Here is a 17,554-nt window from a genome sequence, read left to right on the forward strand (position 1 = left end):
GAACGTAAGCCGCTACGCATTTTTACTGGAAACGCCCTAGAGCCGAAGCGAAGCGCCGAGCAATAACAGACCCATGATCAAAACGAACAGCGCACCGGCGATCTCGATCGCGTGGCTGATGCCAGCTGCCTTGCGGCTGCCGGGGCCGGCGAAACGCACCGCAAGACCCTTGGCCGATACCGCCATGATGGCGAGAACCGAAACCATGATGGCGGTGCCGAGCGACATGGCCAGCACGGAAAGCACGCCGCCGAGATAAAGTCCGTTTAAGAGCGCGAAGCTCATGACGATGATGGCGCCCGAGCATGGCCGCAGCCCGACCGCAATGATGGCCGACCAGGCTTCGTGCAGGCTGAAATTCTTGCTTTTCAAAAGCATGGGGTCGGGCGCATGGGATTTGCCGCAGGCCGAGCAGAGGTCGCCCGCGCCATCATGGTCGTGATCGGCAAAGACCGGCTTGCCCTGGAACCGCAACCCTGTGCCCATGCCGCTGGTTCTGCCCGCCGCTGTTTCGCCCGCCGTAGCGAAGACGGCGACGGGTTCGCGCTTTATGCGCAGCGACCAGAGTTTGCGCGCCAGAAGCCAGGCGCCGAACAGCGCCACCATGGCGAAACTGGCGATCTCCATCGCCTGTGTCGCCTTGGTCATGGTGATCGAGGTGCCGCGCAGCACGAGCCAGGCCGCGCCGACGAGGCCGATGGCGACTGCGCCCTGAATGAGCGCCGAGACGAAGGAAATGAGAATGCCGCGTCTCAGCTGTGTTTCATTGGCGATCATGTAGGACGAAATGACGGCCTTGCCATGGCCGGGCCCGGCGGCATGGAAAACGCCATAAGCAAAGGAAAGGCCGATCAGCGAACCAAGCGCCCAGCCATCCTCGCGCATCGCCTTCAACGCGCCGGTCAGCGCCCTGTAGAACATCTGCTGATGTACATTGATCCATTGCATTAGCGGCGCAAGTGGCCCGCCGACGGAAAAGGAAGGTTCGGCCGAACCGATGCCAAGTGGCGACTGTGCATGTGAAGCGCCGGCAACGGCAAGCAGGGTGATGGCCGCAATGACCAGAGGCCCCGCCAGACGGCCGCTGCGGCTCAGCATGTCACCTCCAGCCGGGTGGCGAAGAGCTTCGTCATGTCGGTACCGGTCGGATCATTGAAGAATGCATCGGTAAGCGAACTCTGGTTCTGCGAGATCACCTCGTCGGGATCGGGGCGAACGACATGGTGCTTGCAGGCATTCAGATCCTTGCCCTCGGTGGCAATATCGGCGTCTTTGGCAAAATCGATTGCCGTATACATGGTCGGATCCCAGGCGCCGAAACTCAGCTTGCCTTTCACTGCAAGGGGTTTGGCGGGCTTTACGGAAAAGAACATCAGGATCTGCTGATCCTTGTAATCCACGTGAATGGCGTCCGGTTTGGCAAATTCTACCGGTTTTCCGTTGGCAGTGATGAAGGTGTAATAGGAATATTCGGCGAGCGACTCCAGTACGGTGGTGCCGATTTCGGCCAGCTCGTCCTTGTCCAGCTTCAGGTCGCTGTTCTTGTCGTAGTCCATTACCACGCTTGCCGAGAACATCTCGTCAAAACGCCAGATATTGCGCACTTCCTGAACGGTGCCGTTCGGCCCCTCGACAATTTCCATGCGCGCTTCGGCGAAGATATGTGGATGCGCCGAGGCCGCGACGGGAATACAGGCAAGGCCAGCCGCGAGAAGCAAAAATCGTCTGTTCATTATCCGCTTTGTCCTGCCTTCGAATCTCGAAGGCTCGAGTCTAGCAGAAATTGGGACCGAATTTCGACCCGGTGCTGACCGACGGGATATTTCAGAATGTGCCGGTGAAACGTGAGGTGACGCTGGAGCCGCTATAAGAGAAGTCTGTGTCGCGCTCGCCATGCAGCAGACGGTTGAATTCCACTTCAAGCTTGCTGCTCTGGCCGGTATCGATTGACAACGTGGCCACAAGCCTGCGTTCGCTGGTATCGTAGTTGTAGTAAATCCAGTCCTTGTGAACGCGCTGCAGCGCAAGGTTGAGCCCCACCTTGTCGGTAAGCCTGCTTTTCATGACCAATTGCCAGCGCCGATGGAATTCGGCGATCGGGTCATCGGGGTCGAAAAGCGCATAGTCCTGCGAAAAACCGGCGCCGAAGGCGATGCGGTCAGTGGCTTTTACCTCGGCTTCTGTTCGCAGATAGGGCCGGGTGCGTTTCACCTTGTCGCTGATCTCATCGCCGGAAATGGTTGTGAGGCCCGCCTCGGCCAGAACCGCGAAACGGTCGGAGAACTTGTAACCATAAGCAAGCGAGCCGCGCAGCGTATTGGCCTCAAACCGCTCGTATTTTTCCTGTTGGCTTTCCGGCACGACGATGCGGTCATAAGCGAGTGTCAGCCCGGCTTCGCCGCTGGCCAGCGGTCGTTCATGTTCAGCCTTGAGGGATAAAAGTGCCTCATTGGCCTCCAGCCGGGTGGGCAGGAAATAGGCGGGCCTGAAACGCGCCTTGCCTTTCATCAGGCTGGCAAGGCTTGCCGTCAGTGTGTTCTTGCCGCCCAAGGCCAGGATGCCGAGCTGCGAAGAGGCCTCCAGTTTGTGGTCCAGCCGCCGATAACCGATGTCTTCTTCTGGCAGGTGCACGAAGATATCACCGGCATCGCTGCGCGTGCCGCGCAATTCGATTGCCCATTCCAGTTTTTCAGAAAAACGCCTGGTCAACCCCAGCGAGGCAATGGTGTTATGTTCATTGGCAAAACTATATCGGGGGAGACGGACCTCTTCATGCTCGAGTGCATAACGCAGTTCTGCCCCTTCCAGCGCGACCTTGCCATTGAGCCCGAAGCCGGCGCGCAGCGAAATCGCGCTCAGACGGTTGGTATCGGCGAAATAATTTGTGTCATAGGCGACGCCCGACTTGTAGGTGACAGTGTGCTCATCCGCACTTTCGCCCGCCCGTGCGCCGGGGCCACAGGCAAGTCCAAGAACAAGCGCGATACATCCCCCCAGCCGCATTCGCATCTCCGGTCTCTAATTAAGCAATATCTTATATTTAGATGGTTAATAAAGTTTCCGGGGATTGTTTACTGTCATAGCGGCAAATGATCACTCACAGCAATCGAGTTCAGTGAGATGAACGCGACGCGAGATAGATAAAATTTTATTAAAATTACAAGTATTAGTGTTAATTATTTATTGTAATATTAGCGTTTGCTTGAATTAGAATCCTCTAAATATACAGTCCGGTTACGCCAGATGGCGTGATCAAACATAAGAGGAGAGAGAAATGATTGCTAAATTTGCTTGCGTAGCCGCTATTCTTACTGTCGCTTCCGTTGGTCAGGCCAATGCTGGCGGTCTTCTGGGCGGTATCCTTTCCGGAAACAGCAACAAGGGTGGCGCGCTTGTCGTCGTGTCGCCAAGCGTCGATCTGGGGCTCAACGGTATCCTGTCCAATAACGGGATTCTGAACGGCAACAAGACCGGTATCCTGAGCGGTATCCTGAATGGCAACAAGACCTCTGTCGACGTCATCGACAACAAGAATGACGGCGGCAAGAAGCGCCGGCACTAACAGGCCAGACCGAAAATCGACAGGGATTTTCGACGAGAACGATGTGCGCAGGACATAAGCCGGAAATAATCCCCGCGTTGCGTGTGTATGACGCATGGCACTTCCGGAAACAACAAACGGCGCATCGCACAACTGAAAGGGGGCCTCATGGCCTCCTTTTTTTGAAATACTCTCGGCCATGCCTTCACAAAGTTGCGTGCTGGACGCTACTTCTGATGGGTTTTGTTGATTGGATGTAGCTGTGGTGGCTTAATTCTGGTCGCTCGGATTTATGTGTTTATTACCTAATTAATATATTATTAGACATCAGAATATTAACGGATTTATATCGATCATACTTATGTTTTTTAAATTTTTACACGATGTTAACCTTGTTGAGCTTCAATCATAAGGTGCGTTCACCTCGTTAATTGCGTTGTGTTTTCCGTGGCGGATTTGTTCGCGTCCCGCAACGTGGTGGGTGAAGATATTTTTCAAGGAGCTATCGCATGTTGAAACAATCATTTCTGGCACTCGTCACTCTCGGCGTGTTTTCGGGGGCCGCCGCTGCCGCTGATGCGGTCAATGACATTCCGGCTGCACCGTATGTCAATGACGTTGCGCCTTCCTTTTCCTGGGAGGGTTTTTACGCCGGTGGTTCGGCTGGTTATGGCTGGAACCGTGTGAAGTCGACCACTTTTGGCGTCACGACGAAGCATGAATTCGATGGCGCCCGTTTTTCCGGTTTTGCCGGTTATAATTTCGAGGTGGCACCATCCGTCGTTCTCGGCGTTGAGGGCGACCTTGGCTATGCCTGGGGCGACAAAACCATCGTTACCAGCAAGGTTTCCGCAGGTCTTAACGGCTCCGCACGTCTGCGTGCCGGTTATGCCGTCGATCGTGCCTTGATCTACACTGCCGGCGGCTACACCGCGACCGATAGCGAAGTTGATGCACCGTTCGGCAAGGACAGCAAGGTGCTGCATGGCTGGACGGTTGGCGCGGGTATTGATTACGCTTTCACAGACAATTTGTTCGGCCGCGTTGAATATCGCTACAACGATTTTGGTAAGGCGACCTACAGAACGGGTGCGATCTCATCGGTGGGCGATGTCAATGAACATCTCGTCAAGGTTGGTCTCGGCGTAAAGTTCTGACCAAGGGCGCTTCCGCTCTTCGGAGCGGCCGAGGTCGCTGACAGCGCCAACGCCACGGGCGCCATGGGACTGTTTTATCGATCCATACCGGCCCGGCGGGAAATATTCTGCCGGGCCGGATAACTTATTGCGAGCCTGTGCTTGCCGTGAGACACGAAAGAAGCGGGCATGTTTTCGTTCGAAACCAAAAACGTGCGCTTCCTGACATACGAGCTTGAACCGTGGGTGGTTTTGGTGTGATGGTGCGATCCGATCCCGTCCCGTCTCCCAGCATCCAGTCGATTCCCCATGCTACAGAAAAGCACTTCGCCGGGCGCTTTTGATCGTCAGGCCTATATGATCGCGCTGCTGGTCTTCGTTGCCGGCGGCACCAATGCGGCTGTCGTGCCTTTTATCGGATTTTACATTATTCAGGTGCTCGGCCACGCGCCTGCGACACTCGGCATCTACAGCGTTACAGCGATGGTTGCCTCGATTGTAGCCAGTCGTATTTATGGTGAACGTGTCGATGCCGGTGTGCGGGTGCGGCCCTTGCTGCTTCTTTCCGTTGCCGGGGCTTTTATCGCTGCGGCGGCGGCGACTTTCGGTCATCTGGCGCTGCTGGTGGCTGTTACGGCCACTGGAATGGGGCTTTCCAACGCCGCCAGCACGCTCGTCTTCAGTTATGGCCGATATCACGGCCGGGTGCAGGCGCTCGATACCACCGCCTACAACGCTTTCCTGCGGATGATGGTATCGCTGGCGTGGATGCTGCTTCCGGCCGCCGCCTATCTGATCGTCGATCTCGCCGGTGCAAAAGCCGTGTTCATGAACGCCATGCTGATGGCAGCCATCTGGGGCGGGCTGGCCTTGGCCATCGTGCCGCGCGGCCAGACATGCCCTATGGAACGGCGACAGGGGGGCGAGACCGATGAAGGGCGCAACCTGCCGCTGCTTATGGCGGCGGCGGCCAGTTTCTGCATGTCTTTCGCCCATTCCCTGTGCGCGTCGGCTCTGCCGGTGTTTCTTGTGCGTGAGGTTGGGTTGCCGGATTACGCGCCGGGCCTGTCGCTCAGCATCAAATGCGCCATGGAGGTTCTGCTGATCCTGCTTGCGCCGAGGATCATGCGCCGGGTCAGCGCGCGCCTGTTGCTGAGCGGTGCGGCGGTGACGGCGATTATAGCCTTCAACATCATCGCCTCGGTCACGACATTACCCGCCATGCTGTTCGGCGCAGCCATGGAGGGAGCTTATTATGGCCTTTTTGCCGGCACGAGCCTGACCTTCATTCAGGGTTTTGCACGCGGGCGCACGGCGCGGGCGACCGCGCTTTATATGAACTCCATCTTCCTTGCCGCACTGTTTGCGGTGCCCTTGATGGGGTTCGTGGCACAATATTCCAGCTTCGGTGTGTCGATCCGGCTTGCCTCGGTGGGCGCCGGCGCAGCCCTGCTGCTATTGTTCCTGACGCGGCGTCAGGTGAGCGAATAGACGGCTCTCCGCCACATTCCCGTGATAAGGACGGGAATGAGAGGAATAGAGCCAGTAAATTGTCTGACCGGTGCCTGCCTTACGCCGAAATATCGATAATGCCGCAGTCGCCTGCCTCTGAGGCAAAGGCGAGCAGTTTGCCGGTGGCGCTCCAGTCCATGGCGGTGATGGCGCCCTTGCCGGGGCGACGAAGCAGGGCTTCCTTGCCATCGGCCAGGCGTACGCCGAGGATCATGCCGTCGATGAAGCCAATGGCGAGCACATCTTCCACCGGGTGGAAGGCGACGTTGGTGACCATGATGTTGGCGCGGCTGCCGAGCTCTTCCGGCGCCTTGCCCATCGGGCCGTCCTTGCCGGCAAATGGCCAGACGATGGCGGCCGGCGCGCCGGAAGAGGCAAGCCATTTGCCCTTAGCCGACCAGGAAATGGATTTGACCTTGGCTGGATAACCCGTCATGCGCATGTGGCGGGCTTCCATGCCGCCCTTGGTGGCTTCCATCTTCCAGCCATGCAGGGCGTTTTCCTGCATGGTGGTGACGAGGAACTTGCCGTCAGGCGAGAAGGTGACGCCGGTATGCGCGCCCTTCCATTCCAGATCGACCGGATCGCCGGCGCTAGCCACCCAATGCAGTGTCACGCCGTTGTAACGTGCAACCGCAATGCGCAGGCCCTTGGGCGCAAAGGCAATCGCCTCCACCGTGCGCTCTTCCTTGAATTCCTTGATCGTGCCGTCCGACAGCCGCACGAAGCTGGACTTGCCGAGACCGTAAGCGACCGCCTTCTGCGGCCCGCCGGCAACGACGCCGACCCATTTGCGCGGCACGTGCGCCAACTCGCTGATGCTGCCATCATGGCCGATGCGCAGCACGCGTCCATCCTCACCACCGGAAAGCAGCGTGGCGCTGTAGGGATCACGAATGCAGGTCAAAAGCCCCTCATGCGCCTCGGTTACCTTTTCGCCGCCATCCAGCCGGTGAATGGTGCCGGCGGCGGTGGCAAACAGGGGAATGTCGCCGAGAAAATGGGTCGAGACCACGTGGCCTTCGATATCAAGCGGGGCAACAGTCGGCATGGGGCATCGGTCTTTCGTATCTGTGTCGGATGGGGCGACGATGTCGACCCCGGCGGCAGGCATGGTTCTAAAGCATTTCCGGCAAAAGCGGAACCGCTTTTACGTTCGGACGATTCGTGAAATCAAGGAGATAGAGCGCTTTGTCGTCGAGGGACCCACGGTGTACGGCATCACGATTTTACAGGACGGTGCATCTCCCTGTCCCTCATTCCTGTGCTTGTCACAGGAATCCAGCCGACGCGCGTCTGCGCGACGGGAAGGCTCTTTTCAGCCCAAAGACTTGGGCTGGCTGGATCCCTGTGACAAGCACAGGGAGGAGGGGCGGTGAGCGCATCCGAATGACGTACGCGGTGCCACCCCGGCGCCAAAGGCCGGGGTGAAGGAGGGATAAGGATCAGGCCGTTGCGAGGCAGGCGTTGAAGCTCTTTTCCAGCTTTTCGCGATCCAGTTCGCGGCCGATGAAGACGAGGCGGCTTTCGCGTTTTTCGTCTTCCTTCCACGGGCGCTGGTGATCGCCCTCGATGATCATGTGCACACCCTGCACCACGTAACGTTCCGCATCGCCCTTGAAGGCGATGATGCCCTTCAGGCGCAGAATGTTCGGACCGTCGGTCTGGGTAACCTTCTGGATCCATGGGAAGAAACGCTCGGGGTTCATCTCCCCGCCGCGCAGCGATACCGATTGTACGGTCACATCATGGATCGGCGAAACCGCGCCATGGTGGTGGTGATCGTGGCCATGGTCGTGATCATGGTGATGATGCCCGTGGTCATGGTCGTGATGATGGTGGTCATGGCTGTGATCGTGGTCGCAATCGGGCCCGCAGACGTGATCCTCATGGCCGTGCTCGAGGAAATGCGGATCATTTTCCAGCGCGCGTTCCAGGTTGAAGGCGCCCTGATCGAGCACCCGGGCGAGATCGACGCCGGAACGGGTTGTCTTGTAGATGCGGGCGGAAGGGTTGATGGCGCGCACGATATCCTCGATGCGGGCGACTTCCTCGGGCGAAACGAGATCGGTCTTGTTGACGACGACGACATCGGCAAAGGCGATCTGGTCTTCGGCCTCGCGGCTGTCCTTCAGCCGCAGCGGCAGGTGCTTGGCGTCAACCAGGGCAACGACCGCATCAAGCTCGGTCTTGGCGCGCACGTCGTCATCCATGAAGAAGGTCTGGGCGACGGGAACCGGGTCGGCAAGACCTGTCGTCTCGACGATGATGCCGTCGAAACGGCCGGGACGGCGCATCAGGCCTTCCACGACGCGGATCAGGTCGCCGCGCACCGTGCAGCACACGCAGCCATTGTTCATTTCGTAGATTTCTTCATCGGACTCGACGATCAGATCGTTATCGATGCCGATCTCGCCGAATTCATTGACGATGACAGCGTATTTCTTGCCGTGGTTCTCGGAGAGAATGCGGTTAAGAAGCGTTGTCTTGCCGGCGCCGAGATATCCCGTCAGGACGGTGACTGGAATGGGCTTGGCTGGTGCTGTTTCGGTCATGGAAAACCCCGCGTGGAGACAAGGCCGGTAGAGGCCTCAAGGAAGAAGTGTCGACGTCCATATAGGCGCGACGTCCGGGCAGTTCAAAGAGATTTTGGCCGAATCCGGCCAAGTGCCTCAAATTTTGTTATGAAATAACGTTATGTCAAAAGCGTGGACATCTTCAAGCAGTTCGACAAGGCCCTTGACGGCGTGGGAGATGAGCCTCTCACCCTTTTGCGCCGTGGCTGCTGCGGCATTTCCGGCAACACCATCAGGGTTGAGATCGCTCATCAGCCAGCCGAAGGCGTGCGGGCCATAGGCGCGCAGATGCCGGAAGCGGCTGGCGAAATCGCTCTGGCGCGAGCGGAAATCGGCTGCCTTTTCCATTCTTACCCGTTCCGGGCAGAGCGCCAGCATGACGGAGGTTTCGATATCGCCGCCATGAATGTCGATCGCCTTGTCTTCCGGCTTCACCACATCGGCGGGCACGCCGAAACGGGTCCAGCTGGTGGCAACCGCCAGCATGCCGAAACGGGCGCGGGCCTCGGTGGCAACGATGGTCATCAGCGGCGAGTTGCCGCCATGGGCGTTCAGCATCACGAATTTGCGCACGCCTTTTTCATGTTCCGTCTTCGCAATGCCGAGCCAGCGTTCAACAGCTTCATCGTAATGCAGTGTCTTCGTGCCCGGCACGTCCATGTGTTCGATGGAATATCCGACGGGTTCCACCGGCAGGAAGGAGACCGGCAGATGGGAGGGCAGGGCGGCGGCGAGACGGGCAACGATACCTTCGGCAATCAGCATATCGGTCTCGAAGGGCAGGTGCGGCCCATGCTGTTCATGCGCCCCCAGCGGCAGCACGGAAATTGCACCTGTTGCGCGAAGATGCGGGTCTGTTACGTTTTCGTCGTGATAATGCGTGTATGAGTTTGGCATCTGGCAGTCCGCGCGTGCATTCGGTAAGGATTTCCAGCAACATATATCGGTTCCGCCACAGGGTAAAAGGCACTCGCATATGAGCAAGGACAAAACTGGGCATAAGGACAAGGGCGCCAAAAAAGAAAAGGGCGGCAAGAAAATAAAGGACGCCAAAAAAAGGGATGAGAATTTCAACCCCGAAGAACTGGCGCAATCCATCACCCAGGCCGCCCGTTCCATGCGCACGGCGCTGAGCCACAGCCTGGCCGAAAGCGGGCTTTATGCCGGGCAGGACGGTGTTATCCTGGCGCTGGCGCAGGAAGGCAGCCTGACACCGGGGCAGATCGCCCAGAAACTCGGCGTCAAGGCGCCCACCATGACGCGCACCATCGGCCGCATGGAGGCCCAGGGCTTCGTGGAGCGCAGCGGCGACGACGAGGATGGCCGCGTGACCTTGGTGAAGCTGACGGAGGCGGGACTGAAAAGCGTTGAACACATCAACATCTCGATAGCCGATTGTGGCGCCAGGGCCATAGAGGGGCTTTCGGCCAAGGATGTGCGCACCGTGGTTAAACTTCTCAAGGCAATCGATACCAATCTTCAATGATTTGTTGAAATTTTTAAAAATAAAACTCTGTTTTGTGGGTATCTCTTAAACGGGTTGCGGATTTTGTTTAAATTGTTTAATTGCAATTTAAACAGGGACATCCGTCGCTGACATGCGTTTGGGAGGAATGCTGTGGCTCAAAAGGTCAAACTGTCCACGATTGCCGAAAGTCTTGGTCTCTCGACCGCCACCATTTCCCTTGCATTACGTGACAGTCCGCTGGTTGCTTCCGATACACGCGACAAGATCAAGGAACAGGCGCGTGCGCTGGGTTATATCTACAACCGTCGTGCCGCCAGCCTGCGCACATCGCGCTCCGGCATTGTTGGCGTGGTGTTCCACGATGTGATGAACCCGTTTTACGGGGAAATTCTCAAAGCCATCGAAAGTGAGCTGGACCGCAGCCGCCAGACCTTCATTCTTTCCAATCATTATGATTCAGTGGAAAAACAGCGCACCTTCATCGAAACGTTGCTGCAGCTGGGTTCCGATGGCATCATCATGTCGCCGGCCATCGGCACGCCGATTGAGGATATGACGCTTGCCGAAGAGAACGGCATGCCGGCCATTCTCGTAGCCCGTTCCATGGATGGCGTCGACATGCCGACCTATCGCGGTGACGACAGCTACGGCATTTCGCTCGCCACCAACCACCTGATCAGCCTCGGTCACCGCACCATCGCCATGGTTGGTGGTACCGATCAAACATCGACGGGCCGTGACCGTTATCAGGGTTACGTCAATGCACTGCGTAAAGCCGGCATCGAGGTCGATCCGAACCTGCGCATTCCCGGCCCGCGCTCCAAGCAGGGCGGTTTCGAGGCGGCGGTGCATTTTCTGTCACTACCGCAGAAGCCGACGGCCGCCGTCTGCTGGAACGATCTGGTCGCCATCGGCCTGATGAACGGCATTTCGCGTGCTGGTCTGGTGCCGGGTGTCGATATTTCGGTAACCGGCTATGACGATCTGGAGGAGGCGGCGATTGCCACGCCGGCGCTGACCACCGTTTCCAACGGTCAGGCCGAGGTGGGGCGTCTTGCGGCCCGCGCGCTGCTGGACAGGCTGGCGGGCAGCCATGAACCTGACGGCATTCACCTCATCAAGCCGGAAATGCGCATCCGGCAATCCACCGGGCCGGTGCGGCCGCGGGTTTGAGGCTTCAGACGATGGGAAATGGTGCGCGTTCTGTGCATTGCACCTTTCCGTCATCCCAGCCTTGAGCGGGAATCCAGCTACCGCGTGTCCACGCGGTAAAAAAAGACTCTCTCAGCCCAAAGACTTGGGCTGGCTGGATGCCGGATCAAGTCCGGCACGACGGTGAGGGGGCGCAAAAAATCGGCATGAAACTTCCGTCTGCCCCCATAGCATCCCCTTATTGCCCTTTTCACGGCGGTCTTTGTTTGAAAGGATCGCCGCCCAGAGGAGTGGTATGCGAGCGGTTCGCCTGCAACCCACTTCAGCATATTGGAATGTTATCAGGAGGAATATCCGCTCATGTCTGACAAAAAGGCCGTCGTTCTCGTTCCCGGCAAGATAAACCCGCGCGTTCTCGAACGCCTCGAAGGCAAGGTCGAGATCGTGACTGTGCCTGCCGGTGCCGAGCCGGTTCTGCCGGCAGGCGCGGCGGAACGCATCAATGCCATCGCCGTTTCCGGCGTCGTCAACGCAAAGTGGATCGATGCGCTGCCGAAGCTCGAGATCATCGCCAATTTCGGCGTGGGTTATGACGGCGTCGATGCCAAACATGCCGCCACACGCAACATCGTGGTGACGAATACGCCTGACGTGCTGAACGACGAGGTGGCCGATACGACGATTGCGCTTTTGATCAACACCGTGCGCCGTCTTTATCAGGCCGAGACCTGGTTGCGCGATGGCAAATGGGTTGGTGAAGGTCCGTTCGCGCTGTCGCCGTTTTCGCTCCGCGGCCGCAAGGTGGGTCTCTTTGGCATGGGCCGCATAGGGCAGGAAATCGCCAAGCGGCTGGAGCCTTTCAAGGTGGAAATCGGATACCACACCCGCAGCAAGCGGGATGGCCTCCCTTACACCTATTACGGCTCGCTGAAGGAGATGGCGGAAGCCGTCGACATCCTGATCTGCATCGTGCCCGGCACGCCGGAAACGCATAAGGCGATCAACACCGAAATCCTGACAGCGCTGGGGCCTGAGGGCGTGTTCATCAATGTCGGGCGCGGTTCCAGCGTCGATGAGGATGCGCTTTTGCAGGCGCTTAAGAGCGGTGCTGTGGGCGCTGCCGGCCTCGATGTGTTCTATGCCGAGCCGAAGGTGCCGGAAGCCTTCCTGTCGCTGCCGAATGTCTCCCTGCTGCCGCATGTCGCCTCCGCCTCGATCCCGACGCGCAACGCCATGGCCGATCTGGTGGCCGACAATATTCTCGGCTGGTTCAGGGACGGCAAGGTGCTGACGCCGGTGCCGGAAACGCCAGTCAAGGGGTGAGGCTTTGGGGAAAGGGCGAGGGCTGCGAAGAGCAGCCTTCAAGGTGTAGACTAGGGCGAAGGCTCCGCCCTCTTCTTCGTCGTCCTCGGGCTTGACCCGAGGATCCACGATCAGTTGAAAGCAATGGATCCTCGGGTTAAGTGTAAAGACCGGACACATCCCTGACATGTGTTCGGAGACATCCCTGACAGTCAGACTTTGTCTTCGAGGTTTATCTTTGCGATCTGCGTTGCCCCGAAGAACACGCCGAAGAGACCTGGGCTGTTGAGTGGCCGGATGGCCAGGCGCTCGCTTCTGAAAGCGTTCGGGATGCGCCATGCTTTGCCCTTGAAGCTGAGATAGCCTTTGGTAGAACTGACGCTGCGCACGATCTCGCTTCTGTCGTAGACGGGCTCGGGAAGCTGACTTGGAAATGGGCGTGCAGAAGGCCGATAGCGGCTTGCAGGCACAGCCATGTCGATCGCTTCATGCGGGCGATGGTGATTGTAAATCTCACGCCAGCGGTCGAAAGCTCTCTGGGCATGTGCCTGATCCTTCAGCGCGGCGAAGTCCGTCACCTCGGCCTTGAGGCTGCGATGGAAACGCTCGTTCTTGCCGCGCCCCTGCGGATGATAGGGTCGTGAATGGATCAACTCGATGCCAAGCTTCAAAAGCCAGACCCGCAAGCGCGTCCACTGGTTTGGAACACCTGCACCCCACGGGTTGCCATTGTCGCAGTAAATCGCCAGCGGCATGCCATAGCGGCGAAAGATCGTCTCCAGCTTCGTCTGTACGGTCTCCAGTTGCTCGTTGAGGCAGGCCTCTATCGCGATGGCAAAGCGGGAGTGGTCATCGATGATCGTCAGGGGGTAGCACCAGTTGCCGCAGCCCATCTGCGTACGCCCCTTGAAGTCCATCTGCCACAGAAGGTTCGGTGCTTCACGCTCGAAGCGGCTCTCTGCCATGCGCTCACTTGCCTGCGGTCCGATCCGACCATGGCGGGACAGGACAGCATGCACGGTGGATGCTGAGGGAGGCTCGATGCCCAGATCCTGCATTCGCCTTGCGATCTTGCGAGCACCCCAGGCAGGGTGCTCGTCACGAATGGCAAGCACGCAGCGCTCCAGATCATCGGATGTCCGTCGAGGGCTTGAGTGTGGACGACGGGAGCGATCCTTTACCGCCTCTCCCGCATTCGCCCGACGCCGCCAGAGATAACCCGTCTGCCGACTGATGCCGAAGCGCTTGCACAGGGCCGAAACATTGGCCCCGTCCAACGTCGCAAGCAGCACGAACTCCCTACGCTGGTCCATGACAGAAATCTCCCGCCAAGCCATCCCGACCCTCCTCTGCCAACCGGCAAAAGTGTCAGGGATGTCTCCGAACATCTGTCAACTATGTCTCCGGGCTGAACATTAAGCCCGAGGATGACATCGTGGGGGCGGTAAAGTTCCGGGGTTGTCCCGGAGATGACCCCAAGTGAGCGGTAAATTACCCCCAACCCTCGGTAGATGACGTCGAGTGGGTAGGTTTTGCCGCAACCCCACGAATGCTTTCACTTATTCCGCAATCTCCGCGCTTCCCACCCATCGTCCTTCGGCGAAAGACCGGGCCATGGCGTGAATGCTGCGCTCGATCTTCAGCCCTTCCTCGAAATCGATGATATGGGCCTTTTTCCCCTCGATTGCCGCGATCAGTTCCCGGCATTCGATCACCTTCAGATCGTTGAAGCCGAGGCCGTGGCCGGGGGCGGGGATGAAGCGGTCATAGGGCTTGTGATGCGGCGCGGTGAGGATTGTTCTGAAACCCTGCTCCTCCGGGCGTCCGTCCGTGGTGTAGAACTGGAACTCGTTCATCCGTTCCTGATCGAAGAGAATCGAACCCGTCGAGCCATAAATCTGGATGGCGATGCGACCCTTGCGGCCCCAGGCGGAACGGTTGGCGATGAGCACGGCGGAAATGCCGCCTTCGAGCTTCAGCAGCACGCTGGCAAGATCATGCGTCTCGACGGCGCGCTCGCCGCCGCCGGCAAGCGGGCGAGTCTCATAAGGTTTCACCATGTCGGTGATGGCGCTTTCGGCATGGCCGAACAGGGCAAAGAGCAGCGATAGCGGATGCACGGCGAAATCATCCAGCGCGCCATAACCGGAGGAAGCTTCGCTCTTCCAGTAGAAGGGCTGGGTGGCATCCGCCATGAAGTCCTCGTCCATTTCGGCGCGGACGTGATAGACCCTGCCGATGGCGCCTTCGTCGATCAGGCGGCGGATATGGCGGATGACGGGGTTCTGAATGTAGTTGTAGCCCATCGCCGCGGCCTTGCCGGAACGGCGGGCCGCATCGCGCATCTTCACCGCGTCAGTAAAGGCGGGCGCCATCGGCTTTTCACACCAGACATGTTTGCCGGCCTCAAGGGCGGCAATCGCCATTTCCGGGTGGAAGGCGTTCGGCGTGGTGACCGAGATGACGTCGATCTCGGGGTCGGACAGCAGGTCGCGCCAGTTACCTGTCGAGCGGGCGAAGCCGAACTCGGCGGCTTTCTTCGCGGCAAGCTCGGGATTGACTTCCGCGAGCGTCACGAGGCGCGGGCGCTCCACATCGCCGAAGACGCTGGTGACATTGTTCCACGCCAGCGCGTGGCATTTGCCCATGTAACCGGTGCCGATAAGGCCCACGCCAAGAGCGGCCATGGTATTCTCCTCCCGAGAGTTTTAGAATGAAATCAAAGTATTGAGCGTTTATTGAAATGTGGCAGGCGAAACAAAGCCCCTCCGCCCTCATCCCTGTGCTTGTCACAGGGATCCAGCCAGCCCAAGTCCTTGGGCTGGGAAGACTCTCCCCGTCGCGCAGACGCGCGCCGGCTGGATTCCTGTGACAAGCACAGGAATGAGGATAGGTGAGTGAATTACGGATTATCCCGTTTGAAAATCCAGTCGTGATCCGGGTGGTTCTTGAAGCGCCATTTGCGCATCGGCCCGGCCATCACGTTCAGATAATACATCTCATAACCATAGGGCGCGCCGCAGGGGTGGTGGCCCTTGGGCACCAGCACGACATCGCCGTCCGACACCGCCATGGTCTCATCCAGCGAACCGTCTTCGGTAAAGACACGCTGGAAACCGAAACCCTGCGCCGGGTTGAGGCGATGATAATAAGTCTCCTCCAGATAGGTCATGTCAGGGTAATTATCCTCATCATGTCGGTGCGGCGGATAGGACGACCAGTTGCCGGATGGCGTGAAGACTTCCGTTACCAGCAGGCTGTCGGCCACATCGCGCTCTTCCATGGCGATTGGGAAGATGTAACGCGTATTGGCGCCCTTGCCGCGCTCGGTGAGCTGCACGCCATTGGGACCGATCTGCTGCGCCTCGCGGCTGCCTTTTTCGCCGGGTGCGGTGCAGACGCCGACGGTGCAATCCGTCGTGGCAGTCAGCGACCATTCGGAGCCTGCGGGCACGTAGACGCAATGCGGCGGCTTGCGTTCGAACACGTTCATGCGGTCGCCGAGTTCACCGAAATCCTTATCCCCTGCGGAAATCGTCGCCTTGCCTTCGACCAGCACAAGGATGACTTCGGTATCGCCGGTGTTTTCCGTCGCCGTCTCGCCCGGCTTCAGGCGGTAGAGGCCGAAACCGACATAACCCCAATCCGCGCTTTGGGGCGTGATATCGTGCACCTTGCCGCTGGTCGCGACCGGCTTGCGCAGAAGTGAGGTCATGGTGGTGTTCCTTTTTGGTCAGTCGTTCAATGTATCGGGCGGCTATTCCCGCGTTTCCCTCATCCCTGTTCCCTGTGCTCGTCACAGGGATCCAGCCAGCCCAAGTCCTTGGGCTGAGAGGAGTCTTCCCGCCGCGCCGACGCGCGTCGGCTGGATTCCTGTGACAAGCACAGGAATGAGGGAGGAGGGTTGCACCGGAACATACGATTCTAGGACGTATGGACGAATGCTCCCCGCTCGGTTCAAGCAGCCTGAGCCTTGTCCAGCCCCGCTTCACGCGCAAAAGCCTTCAGCGATTTCAGCCCGAGGCTCTGATATTCGAAGGGGTTGCGGACATCCGGGTCCTGTTCCGCCTCGATCACCAGCCAGCCGCTGTAACCATGCTCGGCCGCCACCTTCAGCACCGGCGGGAAGTTCACGCCGCCTTCGCTGTCGCCGGGAACGGTGAACACGCCACGGCGCACGCCTTCGAGGAAGGAAAGCCGCTCGCCCCGAACCTGATCAGCAATGGCAGGGCGCACGTTCTTGGCATGGATATGGCCGACGCGACCCATATATTTCTGCGCGACACGCACGGGATCGCCGCCGCCGAACAGGCAATGGCCGGTATCGAGCAGAAGGTGCGTCTTCGGGCCGGTGTGCTGCATCAGAAGGTCGATCTCGTCTTCGCTCTCGACCACCGTTCCCATGTGGTGATGATAAACGAGGGTGATACCCTGTTCTGCGGCAAAGGCGGCCAGCGCCTCGACCCCCGCGCCGAATTTCGCCCAGTCATCGGCCGCAAGGCGCGGACGGTCGACCAGCGCCTTGTTGTCATCGCCGTGGATGGCGTTCGAGGTCTCGCAGACGATGATGACCTTCGAGCCCATGGCCTTCAAGAGATCAAGCGCCGGCTGCATGGCCTTCTTTTCGGATTCGATGTCGTCGGTCAGAAGGTTCAGCGAATGCCAGCCGGAGACGAAGGAGAGACCGCGCGGCGAAAGCACGCCCTTCAGGCCTTCCGGCTTAGTCGGGAACTTGTGGCCCTTTTCGATGCCGTCGAAACCGATCTTGGCGGTTTCATCGAGGCACTGTTCGAGGCTGATATGGGCGCCCAGCGTGCGGTCATCGTCGTTGGACCAGGCGATGGGATTGGTACCGTAACGGATCATC

At 58.8% G+C, this 17,554-nt stretch carries 15 protein-coding genes and 1 pseudogene; 6 read left to right on the forward strand and 10 right to left on the reverse strand.

Annotated elements, in window-relative coordinates; all coding sequences use genetic code 11:
• Positions 1 to 36: 36 nt before the first annotated feature.
• The 3 genes from CFBP6623_RS23190 to CFBP6623_RS23200 form a co-directional block, all read right to left on the reverse strand.
• Entirely contained in the window at positions 37 to 1,098 is a 1,062-nt protein-coding gene (locus CFBP6623_RS23190) for a nickel/cobalt transporter (RefSeq protein WP_080842961.1), read from the reverse strand.
• Positions 1,092 to 1,733, reverse strand: a complete 642-nt coding sequence (locus CFBP6623_RS23195) for a DUF1007 family protein (RefSeq protein WP_046802053.1) — start codon at positions 1,731 to 1,733, stop codon at positions 1,092 to 1,094. The genes CFBP6623_RS23190 and CFBP6623_RS23195 overlap by 7 nt, the downstream gene beginning before the upstream one ends.
• Positions 1,734 to 1,824: 91 nt before the next feature.
• Positions 1,825 to 3,003, reverse strand: a complete 1,179-nt coding sequence (locus CFBP6623_RS23200) for a hypothetical protein (protein ID WP_080842962.1) — start codon at positions 3,001 to 3,003, stop codon at positions 1,825 to 1,827.
• A gap of 271 nt (positions 3,004 to 3,274) precedes the next feature.
• On the opposite strand from CFBP6623_RS23200, the gene CFBP6623_RS23205 reads away from it, so the two are divergent.
• The 3 genes from CFBP6623_RS23205 to CFBP6623_RS23215 all read left to right on the forward strand — a co-directional run bounded on the left by CFBP6623_RS23205 (position 3,275) and on the right by CFBP6623_RS23215 (position 6,168).
• Positions 3,275 to 3,562, forward strand: a complete 288-nt coding sequence (locus tag CFBP6623_RS23205; protein WP_046802051.1) for a hypothetical protein — start codon at positions 3,275 to 3,277, stop codon at positions 3,560 to 3,562.
• A gap of 488 nt (positions 3,563 to 4,050) precedes the next feature.
• Entirely contained in the window at positions 4,051 to 4,698 is a 648-nt protein-coding gene (locus CFBP6623_RS23210; protein WP_080842963.1) for an outer membrane protein, read from the forward strand.
• 288 nt (positions 4,699 to 4,986) lie between these two features.
• Positions 4,987 to 6,168 carry an MFS transporter gene (locus tag CFBP6623_RS23215; protein WP_046802049.1) on the forward strand — a complete coding sequence of 394 codons (1,182 nt, stop codon included), beginning with the start codon at positions 4,987 to 4,989 and terminating at the stop codon, positions 6,166 to 6,168.
• Positions 6,169 to 6,247: 79 nt separating this feature from the next.
• Here CFBP6623_RS23215 and CFBP6623_RS23220 read toward each other — a convergent pair whose 3' ends face one another.
• The 3 genes from CFBP6623_RS23220 to CFBP6623_RS23235 all read right to left on the reverse strand — a co-directional run bounded on the left by CFBP6623_RS23220 (position 6,248) and on the right by CFBP6623_RS23235 (position 9,662).
• The gene (locus CFBP6623_RS23220) at positions 6,248 to 7,240 is read right to left on the reverse strand and encodes a WD40 repeat domain-containing protein (protein ID WP_080842964.1); all 993 of its coding nucleotides are present in this window, start codon (positions 7,238 to 7,240) and stop codon (positions 6,248 to 6,250) included.
• A 394-nt stretch (positions 7,241 to 7,634) separates the two neighbouring features.
• Positions 7,635 to 8,744 carry a CobW family GTP-binding protein gene (locus tag CFBP6623_RS23230; protein ID WP_046802046.1) on the reverse strand — a complete coding sequence of 370 codons (1,110 nt, stop codon included), beginning with the start codon at positions 8,742 to 8,744 and terminating at the stop codon, positions 7,635 to 7,637.
• Positions 8,745 to 8,861: 117 nt separating this feature from the next.
• Entirely contained in the window at positions 8,862 to 9,662 is an 801-nt protein-coding gene (locus CFBP6623_RS23235) for a creatininase family protein (RefSeq protein WP_080842965.1), read from the reverse strand.
• A gap of 79 nt (positions 9,663 to 9,741) precedes the next feature.
• Between CFBP6623_RS23235 and CFBP6623_RS23240 the strand changes: the two genes are divergently transcribed.
• The 3 genes from CFBP6623_RS23240 (at position 9,742) to CFBP6623_RS23250 (ending at position 12,708) form a co-directional block, all read left to right on the forward strand.
• Positions 9,742 to 10,251, forward strand: coding sequence for a MarR family winged helix-turn-helix transcriptional regulator (locus tag CFBP6623_RS23240; protein WP_046802044.1), 510 nt, complete (start codon positions 9,742 to 9,744; stop codon positions 10,249 to 10,251).
• Positions 10,252 to 10,383: 132 nt separating this feature from the next.
• Positions 10,384 to 11,406 (forward strand): LacI family DNA-binding transcriptional regulator, encoded by a 1,023-nt coding sequence (locus CFBP6623_RS23245; protein ID WP_004433466.1) that lies wholly within the window; start codon positions 10,384 to 10,386, stop codon positions 11,404 to 11,406.
• Between the two features lie 339 nt (positions 11,407 to 11,745).
• Positions 11,746 to 12,708 (forward strand): 2-hydroxyacid dehydrogenase, encoded by a 963-nt coding sequence (locus tag CFBP6623_RS23250; RefSeq protein WP_080842966.1) that lies wholly within the window; start codon positions 11,746 to 11,748, stop codon positions 12,706 to 12,708.
• Positions 12,709 to 12,858: 150 nt separating this feature from the next.
• Here the strand turns inward: CFBP6623_RS23250 and CFBP6623_RS23255 are convergent.
• The 4 genes and pseudogenes from CFBP6623_RS23255 to iolE all read right to left on the reverse strand — a co-directional run.
• Positions 12,859 to 14,024: pseudogene (locus CFBP6623_RS23255) on the reverse strand (IS481 family transposase); the annotation flags it as partial.
• Positions 14,025 to 14,246: 222 nt separating this feature from the next.
• Positions 14,247 to 15,374, reverse strand: a complete 1,128-nt coding sequence (locus CFBP6623_RS23260) for a Gfo/Idh/MocA family protein (protein ID WP_080842967.1) — start codon at positions 15,372 to 15,374, stop codon at positions 14,247 to 14,249.
• A 215-nt stretch (positions 15,375 to 15,589) separates the two neighbouring features.
• Positions 15,590 to 16,402 carry a 5-deoxy-glucuronate isomerase gene (iolB, locus tag CFBP6623_RS23265; protein WP_080842968.1) on the reverse strand — a complete coding sequence of 271 codons (813 nt, stop codon included), beginning with the start codon at positions 16,400 to 16,402 and terminating at the stop codon, positions 15,590 to 15,592.
• Between the two features lie 242 nt (positions 16,403 to 16,644).
• Positions 16,645 to 17,553 (reverse strand): myo-inosose-2 dehydratase, encoded by a 909-nt coding sequence (gene iolE, locus CFBP6623_RS23270; RefSeq protein ID WP_080842969.1) that lies wholly within the window; start codon positions 17,551 to 17,553, stop codon positions 16,645 to 16,647.
• Position 17,554 lies beyond the last annotated feature (1 nt).

Source organism: Agrobacterium tumefaciens, assembly GCF_005221385.1.
GTDB classification, from domain to species: domain Bacteria; phylum Pseudomonadota; class Alphaproteobacteria; order Rhizobiales; family Rhizobiaceae; genus Agrobacterium; species Agrobacterium tomkonis.